The organism is Amycolatopsis regifaucium (assembly GCF_001613935.1).
GTDB lineage: Bacteria > Actinomycetota > Actinomycetes > Mycobacteriales > Pseudonocardiaceae > Amycolatopsis > Amycolatopsis regifaucium.
Window position 1 is genome coordinate 44979 of record NZ_LQCI01000016.1, and the last position, 25266, is coordinate 70244.

Sequence of the window (25266 nt, forward strand, 5' to 3'; positions counted from 1 at the left end):
GGACCTTCAGACGTCGTCCCTGTGGTGCGTCTGCCTGTCCGTGAAGGCCCCCTTTCCTACCCTCAGAGTAGGGAAGGAGGCCTTCACGGACACCCGATAGCCAACGTCCACTCTCGCGGAACCCCGGGACGAACCTCGTGCAATGAAGGGGCCTTTCATCGCAAAATTTGCGATGAAAGGCCCCTTCATTGCACGGGCAGGAGGAGGGAAGCGACCTAGTACACAGGCCCTGTGTACTTCTCGCCCGGCCCCTGCCCAGGCGCGTCCGGCACGGCCGAAGCCTCGCGGAACGCCTTCTGCAGCGACTGCAGGCCGTCGCGTAACGGGCCCGCGTGCAGGCCGAGGTACTCTGCCGAAGCGGTGACCAGCCCGGCGAGGGCGGTGATCAGGCGGCGGGCCTCGTCGAGGTCGCGGTGCGGTGAGCTGGCCGGGTCCTCGTCGGCGAGGCCGAGCCGTTCGGCGCCGGCGGAGAGCAGCATGACGGCCGCCCTGCTGATCACCTCGACGCTCGGGATGTCCTCCAGGTCGCGGACGTCCGGGGAATACGGGGGCTGCTGAACCGGTTCTTCTGACACGTCTGGTACCCTTCCACGAGCGACCAGCCCCCGAGCGATCGGGGGCGGCAAGTGGAGCCCCGCTCCCACCCGTGTCACCGCCGCAACACCAGGTGTCCGGGTCCGGTCTCGCCAAGACGATTTCGGGCGTCGAGGCGGTGTGTTCGGTTCTGGAGATCGAACACGATCGGAAAGAGTGGGCCCCGCGTACCGCACGGTACCGGGGCCTTAGGTATGTGGGCACCAGGTCGAAACGGTAGAAGAATTTACCTCGAACCAGGGAGGCCCCATCAGCTCCGAGACACGCATCAACGACCGAATCCGGGTACCGGAAGTCCGCCTCGTCGGACCCGCCGGTGAACAGGTCGGCATCGTCCGGATCGAAGATGCACTGCGGCTGGCACAGGAGAACGATCTCGATCTCGTCGAGGTCGCCCCCCAGGCACGCCCGCCCGTATGCAAGCTCATGGACTTCGGCAAGTTCAAGTACGAGAGCGCGCAGAAGGCCCGCGAGTCCCGCCGCAACCAGCAGCTCACCGTCATCAAAGAGCAGAAGCTGCGGCCGAAGATCGACCAGCACGACTACGAGACCAAAAAGGGTCACGTGTCGCGCTTCCTTGCGGCAGGCAACAAGGTCAAGGTCACGATCATGTTCCGCGGTCGCGAGCAGTCCCGGCCGGAACTCGGTTTCCGGCTGCTGCAGAAGCTCGCCGACGAGGTGACCGAACTCGGTTTCGTCGAGTCGTCGCCGAAGCAGGACGGTCGCAACATGATCATGGTGTTGGCTCCGCACAAGAACGTGAAGCCGACCAAGGCCACGAAGGCCACCAAGGACGAGTCGCCAGAGCCGCCCGCCGACGCGTAGCGCCGACCAGCCATGTCAGCGGCACACCGGAGAACACCGGTGTGCCGCCGCACGAAAGAGGACAACGTAATGCCGAAGATGAAGACGCACAGCGGGACGTCGAAGCGAGTTCGCGTCACGGGTTCGGGCAAGCTGCGCCGCCAGAAGGCCGGCCGCCGCCACCTGATGGAGAAGAAGTCCAACAGGCTCACCCGTCGCCTTGAGGGCACGACCGAGATCGCCAAGAACGACGTCGGCCGCGTCAAGCGCCTTCTCGGCCGCTGACACTCCCGCACTTTGTAAACGCCGGGCGCGCCTGCGCGCCCCCAGATCGACAGGATGGACCCAGTGGCACGCGTCAAGAGGGCTGTCAACGCCCAGAAGAAGCGTCGCGCGACTCTCGAGCTCGCCAGCGGCTACCGCGGCCAGCGTTCGCGGCTGTACCGCAAGGCGAAGGAGCAGACGCTTCACTCGCTGAACTACGCCTACCGGGACCGCCGTGCCCGCAAGGGTGACTTCCGCCAGCTGTGGATCACCCGGATCAACGCGGCCGCTCGCGCCAACGGCGTCACCTACAACCGCTTCATCCAGGGTCTCAAGACCGCGGGTGTCGAGGTCGACCGCAAGATCCTCGCGGACCTCGCCGTCAACGACGCCGCCGCGTTCGCCGCGCTGGCCGAGCTGGCCAAGGCCAACGTGAACACCGAAGAGAAGAAGTCGGCCTGACCGGCGACAGCGCTCTTCCGCAACCCGGGGCGGCTCCGTTCACCGAACGGACGCCCCGGGTTGTTGCTGCGCGCAAGCTCACCCGCCGGGCCGAACGGGAGAAGACCGGGCGGTTCCTCGCCGAGGGCGCGAACGCGGTCGAAGCCGCGCTCACCCACGCCCTCGAAGACGGCGGCAAGGTGTACGAGCTGTTCGTCACCGAACGCGCCGCCGTGCAACACGAGCGTCTGCTCGTCACCGCGCGCGAGGCGGGCGTACCCGTTTCGCCGATCTCCGACCGCGCCGCCGACGGGCTGTCCGAGACCGTGACGCCGCAAGGCATCGTCGGGGTGTGCGCGCTCGTCGACCGTCCACAAGAGACTGTCCTGAAGCCGGGCGTGAAGCTCGTCGTCGTCCTCGTCGACGTCTCGGACCCCGGGAACGCGGGCACCGTGATCCGCGTCGCGGACGCCGCGGGCGCCGACGCGGTCGTGCTCGCGGGAGACAGTGTCGACCCGCACAACGGCAAATGCGTCCGCGCGGCCGCCGGCAGCCTGTTCCACCCCGCCATCACCCGGATCCGCGACGTCGACGCGGCCTTGAAGGCCTGCTCCGCAGCCGGTCTCCGTACCTTCGGCGCACACGGCTACGCCGACACCGAGCTCGATCAGGTGACCTTCGACCAGCCCGTCGCATGGGTGTTCGGCAACGAGGCGCACGGCCTGCCCGCGCACGTACTCGACACCGTCGATCTCGCGGTCAAGATCCCGATGTACGGCCGGGCGGAAAGCCTGAACCTCGCGACGGCCGCAGCGATCTGCGTGTACACCAACGCGATGGCGCCGCGCCAGGGTCGCTAGACTCCGGACTCCGTTGGATTCTGGGGAGTCATCATGGGGCGTATCGCCCGTTCTTTCGCTTTGTTCGGTGCTTCTTGGCGTGTGCTGCGATCCCGCAAGGAACTCGCGGTCTTCCCGATGCTCGCCGCGATCGCGGGGCTGGTGGTGGCCGCGGTGTTCCTCGGCTCCGGTTACTGGATCTCCCACAGCGAGATCGCCGACCACTCGAGGCTGACTCCGGGCTCGTACGTGATGATCGGGCTGTTCTATCTGACGGCCGCGTTCGTCACGGTGTTCTTCAACGCCGCGCTCATCTCGCAGGCCGACGTCGCACTGCGCGGTGGTGACCCCCGCGTGGCCTCCGGGCTGGCGGAGGCCGGACGCCGATGGCTGCCCTTGCTGGGCTGGGCCGCGGTGACGGCGACGGTTTCCCTGATCCTCCGGGAGATCGAGCAGCGGTTCGCGTTCATCGGCTACTTCGTCAGCCGGTTGGTCGGTGCCGCCTGGAACCTCGTCACCTATCTCGTGCTGCCGGTGATGATGATCGAGGACGCCGGTGTCCGGCACGGCGCCAAGCGTTCGGCGGAGCTGCTCAAGCGGACCTGGGGTGAGCAGGCGGCCGGACGGTTCGGCATCGGGGTGATCGGCTTCCTGGTGTCGCTGGCGGGCTTCGCGGTGATCGTCGGTGCGGGCATGCTTCTCGGCGGCACCATCACGATCTTCGTCGCCATCGGGATTTCACTCGTGTGGGGGTTCTTGGTCTCCATCGTCTGCACGACGCTTTCCGGGATCTACCAGACCGCGTTGTACCGCTACGCCGCGGACGGCGTCGTCCCGGAGGCGTTCGGCAAGGTGGACTTCGAAGGCGCTTTCGCCGGGCGCTGAGCCGCAATTTCGTTCGCGCCGGTGCCCGTGGCCACGTAGGGTCACGGGCACCAGGCCGTTCGTACCACGGAACAAGGGAGCTCTCATGGAACGCGGTGTTCGTTCCAGCACCTTGTTTACGGCGTAGGGCGCGTCTTTCGCACTCTCGAGTGACGGTGTGCCCAGCCCTAGGGTGATCGGGGGCCGCCGTTCGCTGTCCCATAGAATTCAGCTGCTGCTAAACCCATGCGTGCGCTCGCGTGCACCGGACCAGTCCCAGCGGACGCCGAGGAGTTATGTCCGAAGCCAACGACAAGCAGGACCCCCAGGCGGGAACGCTCGCGCCGGAAACGTTGACGGCCGCCGTCAAGCAGGCCGAGACCGATTTCGCGGCCGCGGCGGATCTCGACGCGCTGGCCGCGGTCAAGCCCGCCCACCTCGGGGACCAGTCTCCGCTGCTGCTCGCCCGCCGCGAGATCGGTGCGCTGCCGAAGCAGGAGAAGGCCGAAGCGGGAAAGCGGGTCAACGAAGCGCGCCAAGCCATCCAGACCGCTTTCGACGCGCGCCGCGTCGTGCTCCAGGCCGAACGTGACGAAAAGGTGCTCCGCGAGGAGACCGTCGACGTCACGCTGCCGTGGGACCGCGTGCCCCGCGGCGCCCGGCACCCGATCTCGACCCTGTCGGAGCGGATCGCCGACGCGTTCGTCGCGATGGGCTACGAGGTAGCCGACGGTCCGGAACTCGAGGCCGAGTGGTTCAACTTCGACGCACTGAACTTCGGCAAGGACCACCCCGCGCGCCAGCTGCAGGACACGTTCTACCTCGGTGAGGAGGACTCCGGGCTGGTGCTGCGGACGCACACCTCGCCGGTACAGGCCCGCACGCTGCTGCACCGCGACCTGCCCGTGTACGTCGTCTGCCCCGGCCGCACCTACCGGACCGACGAACTCGACGCCACGCACACCCCGGTGTTCTCGCAGGTCGAAGGGCTCGCGGTGGACAAGGGCCTGACGATGGCCCATCTCAAGGGAACCCTCGACGCCTTCGCCCGCGCGATGTTCGGCGAGAACTCGAAGACCCGGCTTCGCCCGCACTTCTTCCCGTTCACCGAGCCGTCGGCCGAGGTCGACGTCTGGTTCGAGGAGAAGAAGGGCGGCGCCGGCTGGGTCGAATGGGGCGGCTGCGGCATGGTCAACCCCAACGTCCTGCGTGCCTGCGGCGTCGACCCCGAGGTCTACTCGGGCTTCGCCTTCGGCATGGGTATCGAGCGCACCCTGCAGTTCCGCAACGGAATTCCGGACATGCGCGACATGGTGGAGGGCGACATCAGGTTCACCCTGCCCTTCGGAACGGAGGCCTGAGTGAAGGTCCCAGCCAGCTGGCTGACCGAACACCTCGACGTCGACGAGGAGGTCACGGCCCAGGATCTGGCCGACGCCTTCGTGCGCATCGGCATCGAGGTCGACGACGTCCGCCCGCTCGAACCGGTCACCGGCCCGCTCGTGGTGGGCCGCGTGGCCGAGATCGAGGAACTGACCGAGTTCAAGAAGCCGGTCCGGTTCTGCCGGGTCGACGTCGGCGAGTCCGAGGACGACACCGACAAGCCCGACGAGACCGTCGACGCGGATGACGACGACGATGACGAAGGTCCCTTCGAGGACGACGGCCCGACGGGGATCAAGACCCGCGGGATCATCTGCGGTGCCACGAATTTCGCCGAGGGTGATCTGGTCATCGTCGCGCTGCCCGGCACGGTGCTGCCCGGCGGTTTCGAGATCGGCTCGCGCAAGACCTACGGCCGCCTCAGCGACGGCATGATCTGCTCCGCGAGCGAACTCGGCATCGGGGACGACCACTCCGGCATCCTCGTGCTGCCGCCGAGCACCGCCAGCCCGGGTGAGGACGCGAACAAGCTGCTCGGCCTCGACGACACCGTCCTCGAGGTGACGCCGACCCCGGACCGCGGGTACACGCTTTCGGTCCGCGGGCTGGCCCGCGAGCTGTCGAACGCGCTCGACGTCCCGTTCGGCGACCCGGCGTCCATCGAGGTGCCCGAGGCCGAAACCGACGCATGGCCGGTGCACCTCGAAGACACCGAGGGCTGCAGGCGGTTCGTGCTGCGCCGGGTCAAGGATCTCGACGCGACCGCGCCGACACCGTGGTGGATGCGCCGCCGCCTGATGCTGGCGGGGATCCGGTCGATCTCGCTCGCGGTCGACGTGACCAACTACGTGATGATCGAACTCGGCCACCCGCTCCACGCCTTCGCGACCAGCTCGGTCAAGGGTGATCTGGTGGTGCGCAAGGCGAAGCCGGGCGAGAAACTGACCACTTTGGACGATGTCGAGCGCACCCTCGACGCGGACGACGTGGTCATCGCCGACGACAGCGGGGTCATCTCCCTGGCGGGCACGATGGGCGGCGCGTCGACCGAGATCACTCCTGAGAGCACCGATGTGCTCCTTGAGGCCGCGCATTGGGATCCGTCGTCGATCAGCCGTACGGCCCGCCGTCACAAGCTGTTCTCCGAGGCCGCCAAGCGGTTCGAGCGCTACACCGACCCGCAGCTGTGCGCGGTGGCCGTCGAGTTCGCCGCGCGGCTGCTGCGCCAGTACGGCGACGGCTCGATCCTGCCCGGCCGCACCGACGAGGGCGGCGTCGAGCCGAACCCGCCGGTGACCATGCCGATCAGCCTGCCCGACCAGGTGGCCGGGGTGCGTTACGAGCGCGGTGTCACGGTTCGGCGGCTCTCGCAGATCGGCTGCAAGGTCAACGTGGGCACGGCCGAGGACGGCACCGCGCTGGTGACCGCGATCCCGCCGAGCTGGCGCGGTGACCTGGTGCAGTCCGCCGACCTGGTCGAGGAGGTGCTCCGGCTGGAGGGCTACGACAGCATCCCGTCGGTGCTGCCCGAGGCCCCGGCGGGCCGCGGTCTCACCGACACGCAACGTCGTCGCCGCTCGGTCTCGCGTGCGCTGGCCGAGGCGGGCTACGTCGAGGTGCTGCCCTTCCCGTTCATCTCGGACTCGGTCTGGGACGCGTTCGGGCTGCCCGAAGACGACGTCCGCCGCCGTACCGTCCGGGTCCGCAACCCGCTGGAAGCGGATAAGGACCGGATGGCGAGCACCCTGCTCCCGGGGCTGCTGGAAACTCTGCAGCGCAACATTTCCCGTGGCTTCAAGGATGTTTCGCTGTTCCACATCGGGCAGGTCGTGCTGCCCGGGGCGAACCCGATCCCGATGCCGTCCCTCGGGGTGGACCGTCGGCCGACCGACGAGGAACTCGCGGTACTGGAGGCGGCCGTCCCGCCGCAGCCGGTGCACGTCGCCGTCGTGCTCTCGGGCCAGCGTGCCCGCGCCGGCTGGTGGGGCGAGGGCGAGCAGGCGAACTGGGCCGACGCCGTCCAGGCCGCCCGGCTGGTGGCACAGGCCGCCGGGGTCGAGCTGACCACGGCCGCGGCGGATCACCTGCCGTGGCACCCCGGCCGCTGCGCGCAGCTGCGGGTCGGGCAGTGGCCCGTCGGCTACGCCGGCGAGCTGCACCCGAAGGTCGTCGAGGCGCTCGGGCTGCCGCCGCGCACCGTCGCGATGGAACTCGACCTGGACGAGATCCCGATCCCGGACGGCCGTCCGGCGCCGAGGATCTCGGCCTTCCCGCCGGTGCTGCTCGACGTCGCCCTCGTCGCCGCGTCGGAGGTGCCGTCGGCCGACCTGGCCGAGGCGCTGCGCGAAGGGGCGGGCGAACTGCTCGAGGACATCACGCTGTTCGACTCCTACCAGGGTGAGCAGGTGGGCGAGGGCAAGCGTTCGGTGGCCTACAAGCTGCGGTTCCGCGCCGCGGACCGCACGCTGACCGTCGACGAGGCCACCAAGGCTCGCGACGCCGCTATCGCTGTCGCCGGTGAACGCTTCGGTGCGAGCCTGCGGACCTGACCCCGGCGTCCCGAAGTCCCGTGAAGGCCCCCTTCCCTCGGCCATGGTTTCAAATGACCAGCCGGGGGAAGGGGGCCTTCACGCGTCACCAGGTGTGGCAAAGTGAGTTCTCGTGTCACGTCCAGACGGTCGCCCCAGCATCCAAGACATCGCCCGTGCCCGGTTGAGCGACGGTTTCGTCGGCCGCGTCGGGGAACGTGAAGACTTCCGGGCCAATCTGGCGTTACCGGGCAGCGACCGGCGTCGCCGGTACCTGTTCTCGGTGCACGGTCTCGCGGGGGTCGGCAAGACCTTCCTCCTCGAACAGCTTCGCGGTATCGCCGAGGAATCCCGCGCCGCCGTCGGATTCGCGGACGACCGCCTCCAGGATCTGCCCGCGACCCTGGTCAAACTCGCGAAGGACCTCGCTCGCGCCGGGCACGACATGCGGCGATTCGAGAAGCGCTACGAGTCCTACCTCAAGGCGCGGGAACGACTGCACAGCGATCCGCAGGCTCCCGCGGCCGGTCGCGCGCTCGTCACCAAGACCGTGGTCAAGGCCGGTCTCGGCGTGGCGAAGACCCTCCCCGGCGGCAGTATCGCCGCCGACGCGATCGATGCCGACGCGACGGCGAAACAGCTGGAGCAGCTGCAGAGTTACCTCGCGGCGAAGTTCAAACGGAAGGCCGACGTCCAGCTGCTCCTCGATCCGGCGGAGGAGCTGACCAAACCGTTCGTCGAGGATCTGTGGCGGCTGCCGGAATCCCGGCAGATCGCGCTGTTCTTCGACACCTTCGAACGGACGGCGCCGGTACTGGAAACCTGGCTGCTGGACCTGTTCGGCGGCCGGTACGGAGACCTGCCGCAGAACCTGGTGCTCACCGTCGCGGGCCAGTTCCCGCTGGACGAGGCGAAATGGAACCGGTACGCGCCGCTGGTGCGCGAGATCGAACTCAGGCCGTTCACCGGACCGGAGGCGCGACGGCTGCTCGCCGAGCACGGGATCACCGACGAGCAGGTGATCGAGACCGTGCTTCGGCTGACCGACGGCCTGCCCGTCCTGGTCGCCATGCTGGCGGAGCGACAGCCCTCCGAGGCGGACGCCGTCGGGGATCCCGGCGACGACGCGGTCAAACGGTTCCTGCACTGGGTCCCCGAAAAGGCGAAGCAAAAGATCGCCGCCACGGCGTCGCTACCTCGCGTCCTTGACGAAGACGTCGTCGGCGTCCTGACCGGAACGGAAACGGCGGGGGAGACGTTTCGCTGGCTGCGGGAACTGCCGTTCGTCGGGCGGCGCGAGCTACCGGTGCGCTATCACCCGGTGGTCCGCGGTCCGATGGTGCGCATGGAACGCGGTCGATCACCCGGCGAGTTCGCCGAGCACCATCGCAAGCTCGCCGAATACTACGAAGGCCGGTGTACCGAACTCGGGCGCGCCGGGCACCGCGATGCCTGGAATGACGAGCGCTGGCAGCGAAGAAAACTGGAGCAGACCTACCACCGGCTCTGCGGCGATCCGGTCGAAGCGTTGCCGGACGCCCTGCTCGGCGTGGCCGAAATGATCACGACCGGCACCGCGGCCGCGCGAACCTGGGCACGCATGATGGAGCAGGCCGGCATCGACGCCGACGAGCCCGCCGTCCTGCGCTGGGCTCGGCGGTTGGCCGAAGCGGTGGGAGACGGTGACGGCCCCCGTGAAGTGGAGGTCCTCGACCTGCTCGCCGGGGCTGGTGAACTCGACGCGGCCCGGCTCTCGACGGTGATCAGGCGACGCGCCTGGGCCTACGAGAGCCGCGACGAACTCGATGCGGCGAAAAGGGACTTCGACCGTGCTCTCGACCTCAACCCCGCCGATCCCTACGCCTGGAGCGATCGCGGCAACTTCTTCCGCAACCAGTCGGACTGGGCGCCGGCGCTCGAAGACCTGAACCGGGCGATCGAACTCGACCCCGCCTACGCGTACTCGTGGCGCGGTCGCGGTTCGGCGCGAGCCGGACTCGGCGATCTCGACGGCGCGATGACCGATCTCGACGAGGCCGTCCGCCTCCAGCCCGACCACGCGTGGGCCTACACGGCCCGCGGCGAGGTGCACCACAAGCGCGGGAACCTCCGGAAGGCGATCGACGAACTCGACATCGCCATCCGGCTCGATCCCGACTACGCCTGGGCGGTCAACTACCGGGCGGTCCTCCTGGCCGAACTGGGGGAGACCGCCGAGGCGCTCGCCGGGTACCAGGCGGCTGCCGCGCTCCGTCCCCAGGACGTCTATTACCTGACCGAGCTGGCCTTGTTCCTCGGAAAGATCGGTGATCACGACGAGGCCGCGAAGGTCTTGGACGCGGCTATCGCGGCTGATCCCGGCAGCGCCAGGCCACCCGCGATCCGGGCGGCGTTCCACCGGCGCGCGGAGCGGTACCGGCTCGCGATCGACGGCTTCACGGCCGCGCTCCGGATCGACCCGGACTACGAGTGGGCGTACTACATGCGCGGGCTGGTCCATGACGACCTCGGTGATCGGCAGGCGGCGCTGGCCGACTTCGACCGGGCTGTCGAGCTGGCTCCGGAGGACGCCGAGAATCACCTGTGGCGAGGGATGATGCTCAGCCGGTTGAAGAGGAACGGTGAAGCGGTGGAGTCCTTGAGCCGCGCGATCGAACTCGACCCCGGCAACGAGTGGGCGCATACCTGGCGGGCGATGGCCCACCAGAGACTGGACGATCACCGGTCCGCTCTCGCCGATATCGACGTCGCACTCGAATCGAGCCCTTCGAACGCCTTCTTCCATGTGACCCGGGCGAAAATCCTGGCGGAACTGGATCGCCACGAAGAAGCCAGGGCGGAGCTGGACGAAGGGGTCCGGTTGGGCGAGGACGGTGGGTACGCCTACTACCAGCGCGCCCATCATCGCGCTCTCTTCGGTGACCTCGCCGGAGCCTTGGCCGATGTGGACAATGCACTGGCCGAGGGCCACGACGAGAGTGGCCGCGCCCTGCGTGCCGAGATCCGTCGCCGGTCGGGTGACCACGACAAGGCCATCGAGGAACTGCACGAACTGGTCGCGCTGGATCCGGACGACACCGAATACCGGGGAAACCTCGGGGAGGCCTTGTTGTTCGCCGGGAAGCCGGAAGAGGCGAGGGAGGTCCTGCGGCCCCTCGCATCGCGATCCTTTTGGCTACGCAACCTCCTCGCCTTGGTAGAGCTGAAGACCGGGCGGACCGAAGAAGCCGAACGACAGTTCGCCGAAGCCCTGGAGAAGGGCTTGGCCGACGCGGCCGCCGCCCCCGGGGACTGGGACGCCAAGACCCAGCCGCTCTTCTATCTCTTGGCTCTCGGCCGCGTCGATGACGCGAAGCGCGACCTCGTCAAGCTTCTCGGAGAAGATCCGCCGCGGGAAACCCGGCTGGACCTGCTCCGCGATTTGAAGGAGACAGGACAGTTGCTGCCCGGACTCGGCGAGGTGATCGACGAGCTCTCCGCGCTGATCCCGCGACCGGTGCTCAACCGCCCAGGTGCTTGAGCGCCTCCTTCCGGGAGAGATTCGAGAGCGCCGGGTGCGCGGCGACGAACGCGCGTACCCAGTCCGGCTCGGTCTTCGCGTACTCGCGTAGCGCCCAGCCGATTCCCTTACGGAGGAAGAAGTCCTTGTCGTCGATGTTCGCCTCGACCGCCCGGGTGAGCAGATCGGTGTCGGTCCTGCCCTTGGCGCCGACCTGGCAGATCACCGCTGTGCGGCGGCGCCACCTGTCCTCGTCGTAGGCCCAGGTGAGCATCAAGGGGAGCATCGTTTCCGGTTCGGCCCGCAGGATCGGCCCGACGCGGCGGATGGCGACCTCGTCGACGTAGTCCCACCAGGCACCGGTCACGATCATCTCCTCGTACAGAACGAGCAGTTCGCTGTCTTGCCAAGGGGCGTAGGCGCGGTGACCGGACAGGTCGATGGCCGCGTACCGCTCCTCGCGGAATTCCGCCTCGCGCCACAGGGTGCGCACGGCGGCGGAGAAGCTCACCTCATCGGGTAGTGAATGTTCCGCGAAAATCGGTTTCAGCAAGGCCGATCTAGCAGGTTTCGGCACGCCGAGGAACGGCATTTCCGACTTCATGTACGTCCGCATCGCGGTCGCCTTTCCGGTATCGGCCAGTCCGGCCAAACCGTTGCGAACCGCTGAAACCAGGCTTTTCACCACATCCATGCGCACTCCTCTCCCAGCAGGCCGCCGCGAGCGTACGACAGGGGACCGACAAGACGGATATGCCCGGATCGGGGCGCGGATACCGACTAAAGAGGGATGGCGGTCAACGTGTCGGTCAACGAGATTGAAGCCGGTTCTCGGTAGCTTCGGCCCGACCGGGTCGTACGCGGACGAAAAGGAACACAGTGAAGAAATTCGTTGCCGCCCTGGCGGTCGCGGGGATCGGCGTCGGCACCATGGCGCTCGCTCCCTCCGCCACGGCCGCCTCGGCGTCGGACTTCGATCCGAAGCCCATCAGCTGGGGAGCCTGCACCCGGCCGAGCCTGGTCAAGGCCGGCGCGGAATGCGGCTTCCTCGAGGTCCCGCTGGACTACGCGAAGCCCGGCGGCGAGAAGGTCTCGATCGCCGTCTCGCGCGTGAAGCACAAGTCCGCCCGATCCCAGGGCGTCATGATCGTCAACCCGGGTGGCCCCGGCGGATCCGGCCTCGGACTGTCGACGCTCGGCCGGGCCGTTCCCAAGAAGGCGGGTGAAGAGTACGACTGGATCGGTTTCGACCCGCGAGGGGTCGGGGCGAGCAAGCCGTCGCTGACCTGCGACGGCAACTACGCCTCCTACAGCCGCCCGCAGTACGTGCCGACCACGCGCGCCATCGAGAAGACGTGGCTCGACAGGGCGAAGGGTTACGCGAAGGCGTGCGCCAAGAACGGCGCGATCCTGGAGCACATCAAGACCATCGATGTCGCGAAGGACGTCGACAGCCTGCGCAAGGCGCTGGGCGAGAAGCAGATCAACTACTACGGCTTCTCTTACGGCACCTACCTCGGTCAGGTGTACAGCACGCTGTTCCCGCAGAACGTGCGGCGGATGGTCTTCGACGGCACCGTCGATCCCCGCGATGTCTGGTACCAGGCGAACCTGAACCAGGACATCGCCTTCGACAAGAACATCAAGACCTACTTCGGCTGGCTCGCCAAGTACGACGACGTCTACCACCTCGGCAAGACCGCTTCCGCGGTGGAGAAGCTGTGGTACGCCGAGCAGAAGAAGCTGTACGACAAGCCCGCGGGCGGGGTCATCGGCGGTTCCGAGTGGACGGACATCTTCCTGCAGGCCGGGTACTACGTCTTCGGTTGGGAAGACATGGCGAAGGCGTTCTCCGGATGGGTGCACCAAGGCGACTGGCAGACCCTGAAGGGCCTGTACGACGACTCCAACCCGCCGGGCCAGGACAACGGGTACGCCGTGTACGCGGCCGTGCAGTGCACCGACGTCGCGTGGCCGCAGAACTGGAACCGCTGGAAGTTCGACAACTGGATCACGCACTTCCGGGCCCCGTTCGAGACCTGGGGCAACGCCTGGTTCAACGCGCCGTGCCTCGACTGGCCCGCGAAGCCGGGCAAGCCGGTGGAGATCGACGGGCGCAAGGTGCCGGGAATCCTGCTGGTCAACGAGGAGAACGACGCCGCGACGCCGTACCCCGGCAGTCTGGAGGTCCGGAAGCGCTACCCGAACTCCAGCCTGATCAGCGCGCCCGGAGGCACCACGCACTCCGGTTCGCTGTCCGGTGTGTCCTGTGTGGACGACAAGATCGCGGACTACCTGCTGACCGGGCAGCTGCCGCAGCGGAAGCCGGGCAACGGTTCGGACGTGCAGTGCACTCCCGTCCCGCCGCCGGTTCCGGCCGGTTCGTCGGCGACGGCGAACAAGTCGGACGTGCCTTCGGCCGCCGCTGAAGTGAAGAAGGAGACGCTCGCTCAGACGCTGCGGTTCTGAGTCCGATCGCACTTCGGGATGCTTCGCCGCCCCGGTCCGGATTTCCGGGCCGGGGCTTTCCCACGTCGTGATCAGTCCTCTGAACGCGCTGGACTACCGGCATGACCGGCACCCTTTCGGCCTGGATCGCGATGAAGGTACCGCTCATCCACCGTCCCGGCCCCGATTCCCGCCGCCGGGCCGGGGAATTGTCGGCACCGCCCGTTAGCGTCCCCGGCATGACCATTGTCGAAGAGCACCGGACCGAGATCCGGGTGCAGGACACCGTTTATCGCATCGAGGTCGCCGCCCGTGAGGGCAGCGGCGCGGCCGGGGAAGACCGCTGGGTGACCGTCACGGTCGGCGGGGCCGGACCGCAGGAGGAGCCTGTCGCCGAAGGCAGGATCGACATCGACGCCGAAGCCGTACCGGCATTGGCGACCGTCCTTTCCGACACGCTGATGGCGTTCGCCGGGCGGAGCAACGGCCGGAACGGTCGCCGAAGATCGGCGGATCGCCCCGCGCACCAGGGCCTGCCGTGGTCCGACGAACTGGACGCCGAACTGGAAAGCCGTTGGCTGGCAGGGGAAAGCGTCGAGGAGATCGCACGGCGGTTCGAACGGACGCCGGGCGGGATCCGGGCAAGGCTGCCCAGGGTCGGATGCGACCCGGAACGCCGTGGCGCGTACCTCCCGATCCCGCCGAGTCAGCGAGAGGTGGTGAGGGAACTCGGCTGAACGCGGGTCTGGTGACTGTGTGGATTTTGGGACGTTGGATGTCCCAAAATCCACACGGGCCAATCCACCACGTCAGTCCACTGTGGACGAGATACCCCGGTGCATCCGTGCCGCCATCTCCCGCAGGTGGCCGAGCAGCTCCGGCGGCTCGTGCACGGTGAACTCGCAGCCGAGCCCTAACAGCCGGAAAGCGAGCCAATCGAGTGTGTCGGCACCCGCGTTCCAGACGCAGCCGGCGTCATCGATCGGTTCGAGTTCTCCGATGTCGTCCCCGATCGCGGGGGCGACCTGATTCATCGGCGCGTGCAGCGTCACTCGAGCGCGGTAGGTGGGAAGGAGGCTGTACATCCTGTCGGTGACATAGGCCGCCACGTCCTCGGCGGGTGGCTGTCGCGGGGTGGCCCGGCCGCCGGTCGCGCGCGGTTCGGCGATCCGGTCCGCCCGGAAGATCCGCCAGTCGTCGCGGTCGAGGTCGTAGCCGAGCAAATACCAGCGGCGTCCGGCCGAGACGAGCCGGTGCGGTTCGACGTGCCGCCGGGATTCGGTCCCGTCGCCGGTGCGGTAGGCGAACCGGGTCCGTTCGGTGTTGGCGATCGCGCCGGCGAAGACGGTGAGGTGTTCCGGGTCGACGGCGGGGCCGGTACCGGGCAGCGGCACGGTCGCGGCGCCGAGCGCGCCGACGCGGTAGCGCAACCGCGAGGGCAGTACCTGCTCGAGTTTCGCCAGTGCCCGGACCGACGACTCCCCGATACCGGAGATCGCCTGCCCGGCGGCGCCCCGGAGACCGACCGCGATGGCGACGGCTTCCTCGTCGTCGAGCAGCAGCGGTGGCATCGCCGCGCCCGCGCCCAGCCGGTAACCGCCGTCGGCGCCTCGTGACGCGTCGACGGGGTAACCGAGCTCACGTAGCCGGTCGATGTCGCGTCGGATCGTGCGCTGGCTGACCTCCAGCCGTCGCGCGAGTTCGCTGCCAGGCCATTCGCGCGGTGTCTGCAGGAGCGACAGCAGGCTGAGCAGCCGGGCGGGCGTGTCCGTCATGCGGTAAGGATGCCCTGGAGAGAGGACAGGAGATGACCTAGTTCGGGTGAGCCACACGACAGTGTTCGACGGAGCTTCTGTTTGATTGAACTTGCACCGCTGTGCATAATCATTCGTATGACGGTGAAGATCGCGGTGGCCGGAGCCAGCGGGTACGCGGGCGGCGAACTCCTGCGCCTCCTGCTGACCCATCCCGAAGTCCAGATCGGTGCGCTGACCGCGGCCAGCTCCGCGGGGACGCCGCTCATCCAGCACCAGCCGCACCTCGCGCCGCTGGCGGACCGCGTCCTGCTGGAGACGACCCCGGAGACCTTGGCCGGACACGACGTCGTCTTCCTCGCCCTGCCGCACGGCCACTCGGGAGCCATCGCCGCGCAGCTGGGCCCGGACGTCCTGGTCGTCGACCTCGGCGCGGACCACCGGCTGGCGGACGCCGCCGACTGGCAGCGCTGGTACGGCGGCGACCACGCCGGACAGTGGCCGTACGGACTTCCCGAACTCCCCGGCGCCCGTGAGCGCCTCGCCGGTACCAAGCGCATCGCGGTCCCCGGCTGCTTCCCGACCGGCGGTTCGATCGCCCTCGCCCCGGCCTTCGCCGCCGGCCTGGTCGAGCCGGAGGTCAACGTCGTGGCCGTGACCGGGACCTCGGGCGCGGGCAAGAGCCTCAAGCCGAACCTCCTCGGTTCGGAGGTGATGGGTTCGGCCACCGCGTACGGCGTCGGTGGCGCCCACCGGCACACCCCCGAATTCGCACAGAACCTCTCGGCTGTTTCGGGGGAGCGGGTCAAGGTCTCGTTCACTCCGGTGCTGGCCCCGATGCCGAGGGGGATCCTCACCACCGCGAGCGCCGCGCTGAAGTCCGATGTGGACACCGACGGTGCCCGCGAGGTGTACGAGAAGGCCTACGCCGCCGAGCCGTTCGTTCAGCTGCTGCCTTCGGGCCAGTGGCCGTCGTCGGCTTCGGTGGTCGGCTCGAACAACGTCCAGCTGCAGCTCACCGTCGACGCCGACACCCGGCGCCTGATCGTGGTCGCGGCCATCGACAACCTGACCAAGGGCACCGCGGGCGGTGCCGTGCAGTCGATGAACATCGCACTCGGCCTCCCCGAAACCACCGGACTACCGACCGTAGGAGTCGCTCCGTGACCGTCACCCAGCCGAAGGGATTCCGTGCCGCGGGCGTCGCCGCCGGGATCAAGGACTCGGGCAAGCTCGACCTCGCGCTCGTCGTCAACGACGGTCCGCTGCAGGTCGCGGCCGGCGTGTTCACCCGTAACGTGATCAAGGCCGCGCCCGTGTTGTGGTCGCAGGAAGTGCTCAAGCAGCAGCGCCTCAAGGCCGTCGTGCTCAACTCGGGCGGGGCGAACGCCGCCACTGGTCCCGGTGGTTTCCAGGACACCCACAAGACCGCCGAGAAGGTCGCCGAACTCTTCGAGGCGGGCGCGATCGAGGTCGCCGTCTGCTCCACCGGCCTGATCGGCGAGCGCCTCCCGATGGACGCGCTGCTTTCCGGCGTGGACGCCGCCTTCAAGGAACTCGGGACCGGCGCCGAGACCGATCTCAACGCCGCCACCGCGGTGATGACCACCGACAGCAAGCCGAAACAGGCGGTCGCGAAGCACGACAGTGGCTGGAGTGTCGGCGGCTTCGCCAAGGGCGCCGGCATGCTCGCGCCGAGCCTCGCGACGATGCTTTCGGTCCTCACCACCGACGCGGTCGTCACGCCGGAGGTCCTCGACCGGGCCCTGCGCGCGGCCACCGGCATCACCTTCGACCGGCTCGACGTCGACGGCGGCACCTCCACCAACGACACGGTGCTCGTCCTCGCGTCCGGCGCCAGCGGTGTCGAACCGACCGAGGCGGAGCTGACCGAACTGCTCACCACCGTCAGCCTCGACCTTGTGCTGCAGCTACGCGCGGACTCCGAAGGCGCGACCAAATACGTCGACGTCACGGTCACCGGTGCGGCCGGCGAGGCCGACGCCATCGCCGTCGGCCGGACGATCGCCGAGGACAACCTGGTCAAGACCGCGCTGTTCGGTTCGGACCCGAACTGGGGTCGCATCGCGATGGCGCTGGGCCGGGTACCCGCCGAGATCGATCCGGAGAAGGTCGCCATCGCGATCAACGGCGTGACCCTGTTCGCCAAGGGCACGCCCGCCGCGGACCGCTCCGAGGCGGATCTCTCGGGCCGCGACATCAAGATCGTCGTCGACCTCGGTCTCGGCGACGGCGAAGCGACGATCTACACGACCGACCTCTCGCACGCCTACGTCGAAGAGAACAGCGCGTACTCGTCATGAGCCCTTCCGAAACCACGGTCCCCGCGGACGAACGGCTCGCGACGGCCGCCGAGAAGGCCGCGATCCTCATCGAGGCCCTGCCCTGGCTGCAGCGCTTCCACGGCGCCACCGTCGTGATCAAGTACGGCGGCAACGCCATGATCGACGAGAGCCTCAAGCAGGCCTTCGCCGAGGACATGGTGTTCCTGCGCATGGCCGGGCTGCGTCCGGTCGTGGTGCACGGCGGCGGCCCGCAGATCACCGCGATGCTCAACCGCCTCGGTGTCGAAGGCGAGTTCAAGGGTGGCTTGCGGGTCACCACCCCGGAGACGATGGACATCGTCCGCATGGTCCTGACCGGACAGGTCAGCCGCGAACTGGTCGGGCTGATCAACGCGCACGGCCCCTACGCGGTCGGCATCTCCGGCGAGGACGCGCGACTGTTCACCGCCGAGCGCAAACAAGCCATTGTGGACGGTGAGCAGGTCGACATCGGGCTCGTCGGCGAGGTCTCCGAGGTCAACCCGGACGCGGTGCTCGACATCGTCAACGCCGGGCGCATCCCGGTGGTCTCCACGGTGGCCCCGGACGTCGACGGGGTCGTGCACAACATCAACGCCGACACCGCCGCCGGTGCCTTGGCCGCGGCGCTGGGCGCGGAGAAGCTCGTCGTCCTCACCGACGTCGAAGGCCTCTACGCCAACTGGCCGGACCGTGGCTCGCTGGTCGACCGCATCCGCGTGGACCGCCTCGAAACCCTGCTGCCCGGTCTCGCCAGCGGCATGATCCCGAAGATGGAGGCGTGCGTGCGCGCCATCCGCGGCGGTGTCCGCCGCGCACACGTGATCGACGGCCGCATCGCCCATTCGGTTCTGCTGGAGGTTTTCACCTCCCGCGGCATCGGTACCATGGTCTTCCCCGAAACGGAGCTCCCGTGACCACGTGCAAGTCCAATGCAGACGGCCAGGAGCACTGGAAGTCGTCGCTCATGGACAACTACGGCACCCCGGCGCTGACCCTGGTCCGCGGCGAGGGCGCGAAGGTCTGGGACGCCGACGGCAAGCCGTACCTCGACCTGGTCGGCGGGATCGCGGTCAACGCGCTGGGCCACGCCCATCCCGCCGTGGTCGCCGCGGTCACCGAACAGGTCGCGAAACTCGGGCACACCTCGAATCTCTACGTGAACCCGGTCGTCGTCGAGTTCGCCGAAACCCTCCTGGACGTCGCGGGTCTTTCAGGTAACGCGAAGGTGCTGTTCGTCAACTCCGGCGCGGAGGCCAACGAAGCCGCGCTGAAGATCAGCAGGCTCACCGGGCGCACCAAGATCGTCGCCTGCGAGGGTGCCTTCCACGGCCGCACCATGGGCGCGCTGACGCTGACCGGTCAGCCGTCGAAGCGAGACCCGTTCGCGCCGCTCCTGCCAGGCGTCACCCACGTTCCCTACGGTGACATCGACGCGCTCCGCGCCGCGGTGGACACCGACACGGCGGCGGTGTTCCTCGAGCCGATTCTCGGGGAGGCAGGGGTGATCCCGGCGCCGGACGGCTACCTCCAGGCCGCGCGGGAGATCACCAAGGCGACCGGAACCCTGCTGGTCCTCGACGAGGTGCAGACCGGGATCGGCCGCACCGGCGCGTGGTTCGCCTTCCAGCACGCCGGCATCGTGCCGGACGTCATCACGCTGGCCAAGGGCCTCGGTGGCGGCCTGCCGCTCGGCGCGGTCATCGGCGTCGGCGAGGCGGGTGAACTGCTGAAGCCGGGCCACCACGGGACCACCTTCGGCGGTAACCCGATCTGCTGCGCCGCCGGGCTCGCCGTGCTCAAGACCATCGCCGAGGACAACCTGAACGACCACGTTTCCGCTCTGGGCAAGGACATCGCCTCCGGTGTCGAGGAGCTCGGCCACCCGTTGGTCGCCGGGGTCCGCGGCGCCGGGCTGCTGCTCGGGATCGCGCTGCGCGAGCCGGTCTCCGCGGCCGTCGCCAAGGCCGCGCAAGAGGCGGGTTACCTGGTCAATCCGGTCGCCCCGGACGCCATCCGGCTGGCACCGCCCCTGATCCTGAGCGCCGATGAGGCCAAGGGATTCCTCGATGCCCTTCCCGGGGCGCTCGATTCCACCACCACTTAGGACAGAGACGAACGCATGCTCCGCAACTTTCTTCGCGACGACGATCTCAGCCCTGCCGAACAGGCCGAGATCCTGGATCTCGCCGACCAGCTGAAGGCCGAGCCGCTCAGCTCCCGCGCGCTGGAGGGCAAGTCCGTCGCGGCGATCTTCGAGAAGAACTCCACCCGGACCCGGTTTTCGTTCGAGGTGGGCATCGCCCAGCTCGGCGGGAACCCGGTGATCGTCGACGGGCGCTCCATGCAGCTCGGGCGCGAGGAGACCATCGAGGACACTTCGCGGGTGCTTTCGCGCTACCTGGACGCGATCGTCTGGCGGACCTTCGCCCAGAAGCGCATCGACGCGATGGCGTCGGCGGCGAGCATCCCGGTGATCAACGCGCTCACCGACGAGTTCCATCCGTGCCAGGTGCTCACCGACCTGATGACCATCCGCGAGCGCAAGGGCAAGCTCGCCGGGCTCACGCTGGTCTACCTCGGTGACGGCGCCAACAACATGGCGCATTCGCTGCTGCTCGGCGGCACCACGGCCGGGATGAACGTGCGCGTCGTCTCGCCGGAGGGCTTCCAGCCGGATCAGCAGGTCATGCTCGACGCCAAGCACCGCTGCGGTGAGACCGGCGGCAGCACCACGGTCTTCACCGACCCTTACGCCGCCGTCGAAGGCGCGGACGTCGTCGTCACCGACACCTGGACCTCGATGGGCCAGGAGAACGACGGCCTCGACCGCGTCGGCCCGTTCCGGGAGCTGCAGGTCAACGCCGCGCTGATGCGCCGGGCGGCCGACGAGGCGATCGTGCTGCACTGCCTGCCCGCGCACCGCGGCTGGGAGATCACCGACGAGGTCCTCGACGGACCGTCGAGTGCGGTCTGGGACGAGGCCGAAAACCGGCTGCACGCGCAGAAGGCGCTCCTGGTGTGGCTGCTGGACGAGAAGCGACGATGACCGGCAGCAGGGTCACCCGGCAGGCCAGGATCACCGAACTCGTGTCCACGATGGCCATCCGCAGCCAGACGGAGCTCGCGAAGCTCTTGGCGGCGGAAGGCATCGACGTCACCCAGGCGACGCTGTCACGGGATCTCGACGAACTGGGCGCGGTGAAGCTGCGGGGCGCCGACTCCGGCGCGCCCGTGTACGTCATCCCGGAGGACGGAAGTCCGGTACGCGGGGTGCAGGGCGGTACCTCCCGGCTCTCGCGGCTGCTCGCCGAACTGCTCGTTTCGGCGGATTCGTCGGGGAACCTGACCGTGCTGCGCACGCCGCCGGGGGCGGCGCAGTTCCTCGCCAGTGCGATCGACCGGGCGGCGCTGGAGGAGGTCGTCGGTTCGATCGCGGGCGACGACACGGTCGCGGTGATCGCGAGGGAACCGTTGTCCGGCAAGGATCTGGCCGAGCGCTTCATGGCGCTGGCCCGGCGGTCGTCCACAGTGGACGGCGGTGAGGAGGCCGAAGGTGACGCCTGACGGGTTCGCCTTCCCGGATGACCCGGAGAGGGCGGTCGTCACCTTCGACGAGGGGGTGCCGGTCGCCATCGACGGGGAGACCGTGACCCTGCTGGAAGCCTTCCAGCAGTTGAACCGCCGTGTCGGCGCCTTCGGGATCGAAGGACGTGAAATCTACGAAAGCCCGGGCGCGCTCGCGCTGGTCACCGCGCACGACGAACTGGAGAAGGTCAGTGCCGGGCGGGTGTCCGGCGAAGTCCGGCTGATCCTGCACCGCGGGAACGCGGTCGTGAACTCCGCGCGCGATGAGCGCACACTGTACGACTTCACCACGGGCACCGGGTTCGACCAATCGGTCGCCTGAAGAGAATCAAGGAATTTCGAGGAGTGTTGTGAGCGGGAATGAGCAGCCGGTGCAGCTGTGGGGCGGCCGGTTCGCCAGCGGACCGGCCGAGGCGATGGCGGCGCTGAGCGCGTCGACCCATTTCGACTGGCGGCTGGCGCCGTACGACATCGCCGGTTCGCGGGCACACGCGCGAGTGCTGCGGAAGGCCGGGCTTCTCACCGAAGACGAGCTGACGGGCATGCTCGCCGCGCTGGACACGCTCGCGCAGGACGTCGCCTCGGGCGCGTTCACCCCGACCGTCGCCGACGAGGACGTCCACACCGCGCTCGAACGCGGTCTGCTGGAGCGGGCGGGTACCGAACTCGGCGGCAAGCTGCGGGCGGGCCGTTCCCGCAACGACCAGGTCGCGACGCTGTTCCGGATGTGGCTGCGCGACGCCGCCCGCCGGGTGGTCGCCGGCACGCTCGGCGTCGTCGACGCGCTGGTTTCGCAGGCGGACCGCCATCCGGACGCGGTCCTGCCGGGGCGCACCCACCTGCAGCACGCGCAGCCGGTCCTGCTGGCGCACCACTTGCTCGCGCACGGCCAGTCGCTGCTGCGTGACGTCACCCGCTTGCGTGACTGGGACGCTCGCACCGCCGAGTCGCCGTATGGTTCCGGCGCGCTCGCGGGCTCCTCACTCGGCCTCGACCCCGAGGCCGTCGCCGCGGAACTGGGCTTCGACACCAGTGTCGAGAACTCCATCGACGGCACCGCCTCGCGGGACTTCGTCGCCGAGTTCGCCTTCGACGTCGCGATGCTCGCGGTCAACCTGTCGAGGATCGCCGAAGAGGTGATCATCTGGAACACCGCCGAATTCGGCTACGTCACCCTCGACGACGCGTGGGCGACCGGCAGCTCGATCATGCCGCAGAAGAAGAACCCGGATGTCGCCGAGCTGACCCGCGGCAAGGCGGGGCGGCTCATCGGCAACCTGACCGGCCTGCTCGCGACGCTCAAGGCGCAGCCGCTGGCCTACAACCGGGACCTGCAGGAGGACAAGGAGCCGGTCTTCGACTCCGTCGAGCAGCTGGAACTGCTGTTCCCGGCGATCGCGGGCATGCTCGAGACGCTGACCTTCCACACCGACCGGCTCGCAGAACTGGCGCCCGCCGGGTTCACCCTCGCCACGGACATCGCCGAGTGGCTCGTGCGCCAGGGCGTTCCGTTCCGTGTCGCGCACGAGGCGGCGGGGGAGAGCGTCCGGGTCGCCGAGAGCCGCGGTGTCGGCCTCGACGAACTGACCGACGAAGAGTTCGAGAAGATCAACCCGGCCCTGACACCCGCCGTGCGCGAAGTGCTGACCGTCGAGGGCTCGGTGCGTTCGCGCAACGCCCGCGGCGGTACCGCGCCGGAGCGGGTCGCCGAGCAGCGGGACCGGCTGGTCGCGCGGGTCACCGAGCACCGCGCCTGGCTGGGCTGACCCCTCGCGTGAAGGCCCCCTTCCCTCGGCTCAGTCGCGGGAAGGGGGCCTTCATGCGCTGCCGGCATGCGGGTGGCGCCCAAGATCGCCGGTTAAGGTCGGCGCAGGAAGAGCGCGAGGACAAGGGGAGTGCGGAACTTGGTGACGGGCAGGCAGTTCACCCGGCGGGAGCTGGCGTTGGATCCGGTGGAGCTGTCCACGCTCCTGCTCGGGGCGGTGATCGAGTCGACCGGTCCCGGCGGCACGGTCGCCGTCCGCCTGGTGGAGGTCGAGGCCTACCGCGGCCTCGACGACCCCGCGTCGCACTGCTATCGCGGCAAGACCCCGCGCAACGAGGTCATGTGGGGACCTGCCGGACATCTGTACGTGTACTTCGTCTACGGCATGCACTTCTGCGCCAACGTCGTCGGCACCGAAGACGGGCAACCGGGCGCCGTGCTGCTTCGCGCCGGGGAGGTCGTCTCCGGCGCGGACATCGCCAAGGCACGCAGGCCGTCCGCGCGCGGTAACGGCGAACTCGCCAAAGGCCCCGCCATCCTCACCTCGGTACTCGGCATCGACCGGGCCGAGAACGGCGTCGATCTGACCGACCCCGCGTCACCCGTCCGGCTGTTCACCGGCGAGCGAGTACCGGAGTCGGCCATCCGCACCGGGCCGCGCGTCGGCGTCGCGATGGCCATGGACACGCCATGGCGGTTCTGGATCGACGGCTCGCCCGCGGTCTCCACCTATCGCCGGGGCGGCAAGCGGCGGGCGGCGGCCCCCGGCCGATAGTCGGTTGACCTGGTGCGGGAGGATCTACAGGCGTGAGCGAGCACATCCTTGACGAGCTGACCTGGCGCGGCCTGATCGCGCAATCCACCGACACCGACGCACTGCGGCGAGACCTCGACCAAGGACCCCTCACGCTCTATTGCGGATTCGACCCGACCGCGCCCAGCCTGCACGCCGGCAACCTGGTCCCGCTGCTGATGCTTTCCCGCTTCCAGCGCGCCGGGCACCGGCCGATCGTGCTGGCGGGCGTCGCCACCGGCATGATCGGCGACCCGCGCGACACCGGCGAGCGCACCTTGAACACGGTGGACACCGTCTCGGCGTGGGCCGACCGGATCCGCGGTCAGCTGGAGCGGTTCGTCGACTTCGACGACTCGCCGACCGGCGCCGTCATCGAGAACAACCTGGACTGGACCGCGAAGCAGAGCGTGGTCGAGTTCCTGCGCGACGTCGGCAAGCACTTCCCGGTCAACATGATGCTGAACCGGGAGACGGTGAAGCGCCGCCTCGAAACCGACGGCATCTCCTACACCGAGTTCAGCTACCTGCTGCTGCAGTCGCAGGACTACCTGCACCTGTACCGCGAGTACGGCTGCAAGCTGCAGATCGGCGGCTCCGATCAGTGGGGCAACCTCGTCGGCGGGGTCGACCTCATCCGCCGGACCGACGGCGGGCACGCCCACGCGCTGACCGCGCCGCTGGTCACCGACTCCGACGGGCGCAAGTTCGGGAAGTCCACCGGCGGCGGCAGCGTCTGGCTCGACCCGGAGATGACCTCGCCGTACGCGTGGTTCCAGTACTTCCTGAACGTCGCCGACGCCGACGTCATCCGCTATCTGAAGATGTTCTCCTTCCTCGGGCAGGAGGAGATCGCGGCGCTCGCCGAGGACACCGAACAGCGTCCCCACCTGCGGTCCGCGCAGCGGAAGCTCGCGGAGGACTTCACGACGCTGGTGCACGGCGAGGCGGCGACCCGCCAGGTCATCGCCGCGAGCCAGGCGCTCTTCGGCAGGGGAGAGCTGCGTGAACTCGACTCCCCGACCCTCGACGCCGCCATGGCCGAGGTGCCGAACGGCAAGGTGGACCCGAACGGGGAGGCGACGATCGTCGACCTGCTGATCGCCGCCGGACTCGTCGACAGCAAGGGCGCCGCGCGCCGCACCGTCAAGGAAGGCGGCGCGTACGTCAACAACACGAAGATCGCCGACGAGGAGTGGAAGCCGTCCGCGGACGACGCTCTGCACGGCCGGTGGCTCGTGGTCCGCAAGGGCAAGCGCAACGTCGCCGGCGTGCGCGTCGGGGGCTGATCGCGGTCCCGGCCCGAAACAGGGGCGTTGACCTGCGGGAACGCGGTTAAGGTACCCCCCTGTTTCGGGCCCCTGGAGGCCGTGTAAAG

The 25266-nt window shown here is 68.8% G+C and carries 23 protein-coding genes; 20 read left to right on the plus strand and 3 right to left on the minus strand.

Going from position 1 to position 25266, the window contains the following annotated elements:
• Positions 1-215 precede the first annotated feature (215 nt).
• Positions 216-575: a DUF1844 domain-containing protein gene (locus AVL48_RS18885; protein WP_061987073.1), complete on the minus strand. Its 360-nt coding sequence runs from the start codon at positions 573-575 to the stop codon at positions 216-218.
• Positions 576-843: 268 nt separating this feature from the next.
• Between AVL48_RS18885 and infC the strand changes: the two genes are divergently transcribed.
• The 8 genes from infC to AVL48_RS18925 all read left to right on the plus strand — a co-directional run bounded on the left by infC (position 844) and on the right by AVL48_RS18925 (position 11237).
• Positions 844-1419 (plus strand): translation initiation factor IF-3, encoded by a 576-nt coding sequence (infC, locus tag AVL48_RS18890; protein ID WP_061987075.1) that lies wholly within the window; start codon positions 844-846, stop codon positions 1417-1419.
• Positions 1420-1488: 69 nt separating this feature from the next.
• Positions 1489-1683: a 50S ribosomal protein L35 gene (gene rpmI, locus AVL48_RS18895; RefSeq protein WP_007028043.1), complete on the plus strand. Its 195-nt coding sequence runs from the start codon at positions 1489-1491 to the stop codon at positions 1681-1683.
• Between the two features lie 63 nt (positions 1684-1746).
• Complete coding sequence (gene rplT / locus AVL48_RS18900; RefSeq protein ID WP_037313135.1) at positions 1747-2124, plus strand: 50S ribosomal protein L20; 378 nt, start codon at positions 1747-1749, stop codon at positions 2122-2124.
• Entirely contained in the window at positions 2121-2963 is an 843-nt protein-coding gene (locus AVL48_RS18905; protein ID WP_074038304.1) for a TrmH family RNA methyltransferase, read from the plus strand. The genes rplT and AVL48_RS18905 overlap by 4 nt, the downstream gene beginning before the upstream one ends.
• Before the next feature lie 33 nt (positions 2964-2996).
• Positions 2997-3827 carry a DUF6159 family protein gene (locus AVL48_RS18910; protein ID WP_061987079.1) on the plus strand — a complete coding sequence of 277 codons (831 nt, stop codon included), beginning with the start codon at positions 2997-2999 and terminating at the stop codon, positions 3825-3827.
• 275 nt (positions 3828-4102) lie between these two features.
• The gene (gene pheS, locus AVL48_RS18915; protein WP_061987081.1) at positions 4103-5167 is read left to right on the plus strand and encodes a phenylalanine--tRNA ligase subunit alpha; all 1065 of its coding nucleotides are present in this window, start codon (positions 4103-4105) and stop codon (positions 5165-5167) included.
• Complete coding sequence (gene pheT, locus AVL48_RS18920; protein WP_061987083.1) at positions 5168-7738, plus strand: phenylalanine--tRNA ligase subunit beta; 2571 nt, start codon at positions 5168-5170, stop codon at positions 7736-7738. It abuts the gene before it with no gap.
• A 112-nt stretch (positions 7739-7850) separates the two neighbouring features.
• Positions 7851-11237, plus strand: a complete 3387-nt coding sequence (locus AVL48_RS18925) for a tetratricopeptide repeat protein (RefSeq protein WP_061987085.1) — start codon at positions 7851-7853, stop codon at positions 11235-11237.
• Here the strand turns inward: AVL48_RS18925 and AVL48_RS18930 are convergent.
• Positions 11218-11910: a DNA alkylation repair protein gene (locus tag AVL48_RS18930; protein ID WP_061987087.1), complete on the minus strand. Its 693-nt coding sequence runs from the start codon at positions 11908-11910 to the stop codon at positions 11218-11220. The genes AVL48_RS18925 and AVL48_RS18930 overlap by 20 nt on opposite strands.
• 185 nt (positions 11911-12095) lie before the next feature.
• On the opposite strand from AVL48_RS18930, the gene AVL48_RS18935 reads away from it, so the two are divergent.
• Together AVL48_RS18935 and AVL48_RS18940 are read left to right on the plus strand one after the other, a co-directional pair.
• Positions 12096-13685, plus strand: a complete 1590-nt coding sequence (locus tag AVL48_RS18935; RefSeq protein ID WP_061987089.1) for an alpha/beta hydrolase — start codon at positions 12096-12098, stop codon at positions 13683-13685.
• A gap of 218 nt (positions 13686-13903) precedes the next feature.
• A complete protein-coding gene (locus AVL48_RS18940) occupies positions 13904-14401 on the plus strand; it encodes a hypothetical protein (protein WP_061987146.1) in 498 nt (165 codons plus the stop codon).
• Positions 14402-14473: 72 nt separating this feature from the next.
• Here the strand turns inward: AVL48_RS18940 and AVL48_RS18945 are convergent, their stop codons facing one another.
• Positions 14474-15439, minus strand: coding sequence for a helix-turn-helix transcriptional regulator (locus tag AVL48_RS18945; RefSeq protein ID WP_061987091.1), 966 nt, complete (start codon positions 15437-15439; stop codon positions 14474-14476).
• A 117-nt stretch (positions 15440-15556) separates the two neighbouring features.
• Here AVL48_RS18945 and argC point away from each other — a divergent pair, with 117 nt between their 5' ends.
• From argC to tyrS, 10 genes are all read left to right on the plus strand, one after another.
• A complete protein-coding gene (gene argC / locus AVL48_RS18950) occupies positions 15557-16585 on the plus strand; it encodes an N-acetyl-gamma-glutamyl-phosphate reductase (protein WP_061987093.1) in 1029 nt (342 codons plus the stop codon).
• Positions 16582-17742, plus strand: a complete 1161-nt coding sequence (argJ, locus tag AVL48_RS18955; protein ID WP_061987102.1) for a bifunctional glutamate N-acetyltransferase/amino-acid acetyltransferase ArgJ — start codon at positions 16582-16584, stop codon at positions 17740-17742. Before argC ends, argJ begins: the two co-directional genes overlap by 4 nt.
• On the plus strand, positions 17739-18659 hold the full coding sequence (argB, locus tag AVL48_RS18960; protein WP_061987104.1) for an acetylglutamate kinase: 921 nt from the start codon (positions 17739-17741) through the stop codon (positions 18657-18659). Before argJ ends, argB begins: the two co-directional genes overlap by 4 nt.
• Positions 18656-19849 carry an acetylornithine transaminase gene (locus tag AVL48_RS18965; protein WP_061987106.1) on the plus strand — a complete coding sequence of 398 codons (1194 nt, stop codon included), beginning with the start codon at positions 18656-18658 and terminating at the stop codon, positions 19847-19849. The genes argB and AVL48_RS18965 overlap by 4 nt, the downstream gene beginning before the upstream one ends.
• A gap of 15 nt (positions 19850-19864) precedes the next feature.
• Positions 19865-20791: an ornithine carbamoyltransferase gene (argF, locus tag AVL48_RS18970; RefSeq protein WP_061987108.1), complete on the plus strand. Its 927-nt coding sequence runs from the start codon at positions 19865-19867 to the stop codon at positions 20789-20791.
• The gene (locus AVL48_RS18975; protein ID WP_037313092.1) at positions 20788-21309 is read left to right on the plus strand and encodes an arginine repressor; all 522 of its coding nucleotides are present in this window, start codon (positions 20788-20790) and stop codon (positions 21307-21309) included. Before argF ends, AVL48_RS18975 begins: the two co-directional genes overlap by 4 nt.
• Positions 21299-21652: an adenine nucleotide alpha hydrolase family protein gene (locus tag AVL48_RS18980; RefSeq protein WP_061987110.1), complete on the plus strand. Its 354-nt coding sequence runs from the start codon at positions 21299-21301 to the stop codon at positions 21650-21652. Before AVL48_RS18975 ends, AVL48_RS18980 begins: the two co-directional genes overlap by 11 nt.
• Positions 21653-21680: 28 nt before the next feature.
• Positions 21681-23096, plus strand: a complete 1416-nt coding sequence (gene argH, locus AVL48_RS18985) for an argininosuccinate lyase (protein ID WP_061987112.1) — start codon at positions 21681-21683, stop codon at positions 23094-23096.
• Between the two features lie 138 nt (positions 23097-23234).
• Positions 23235-23870: a DNA-3-methyladenine glycosylase gene (locus tag AVL48_RS18990; RefSeq protein ID WP_177242377.1), complete on the plus strand. Its 636-nt coding sequence runs from the start codon at positions 23235-23237 to the stop codon at positions 23868-23870.
• A 32-nt stretch (positions 23871-23902) separates the two neighbouring features.
• Entirely contained in the window at positions 23903-25177 is a 1275-nt protein-coding gene (gene tyrS / locus AVL48_RS18995; protein WP_061987114.1) for a tyrosine--tRNA ligase, read from the plus strand.
• Positions 25178-25266: the final 89 nt, after the last annotated feature.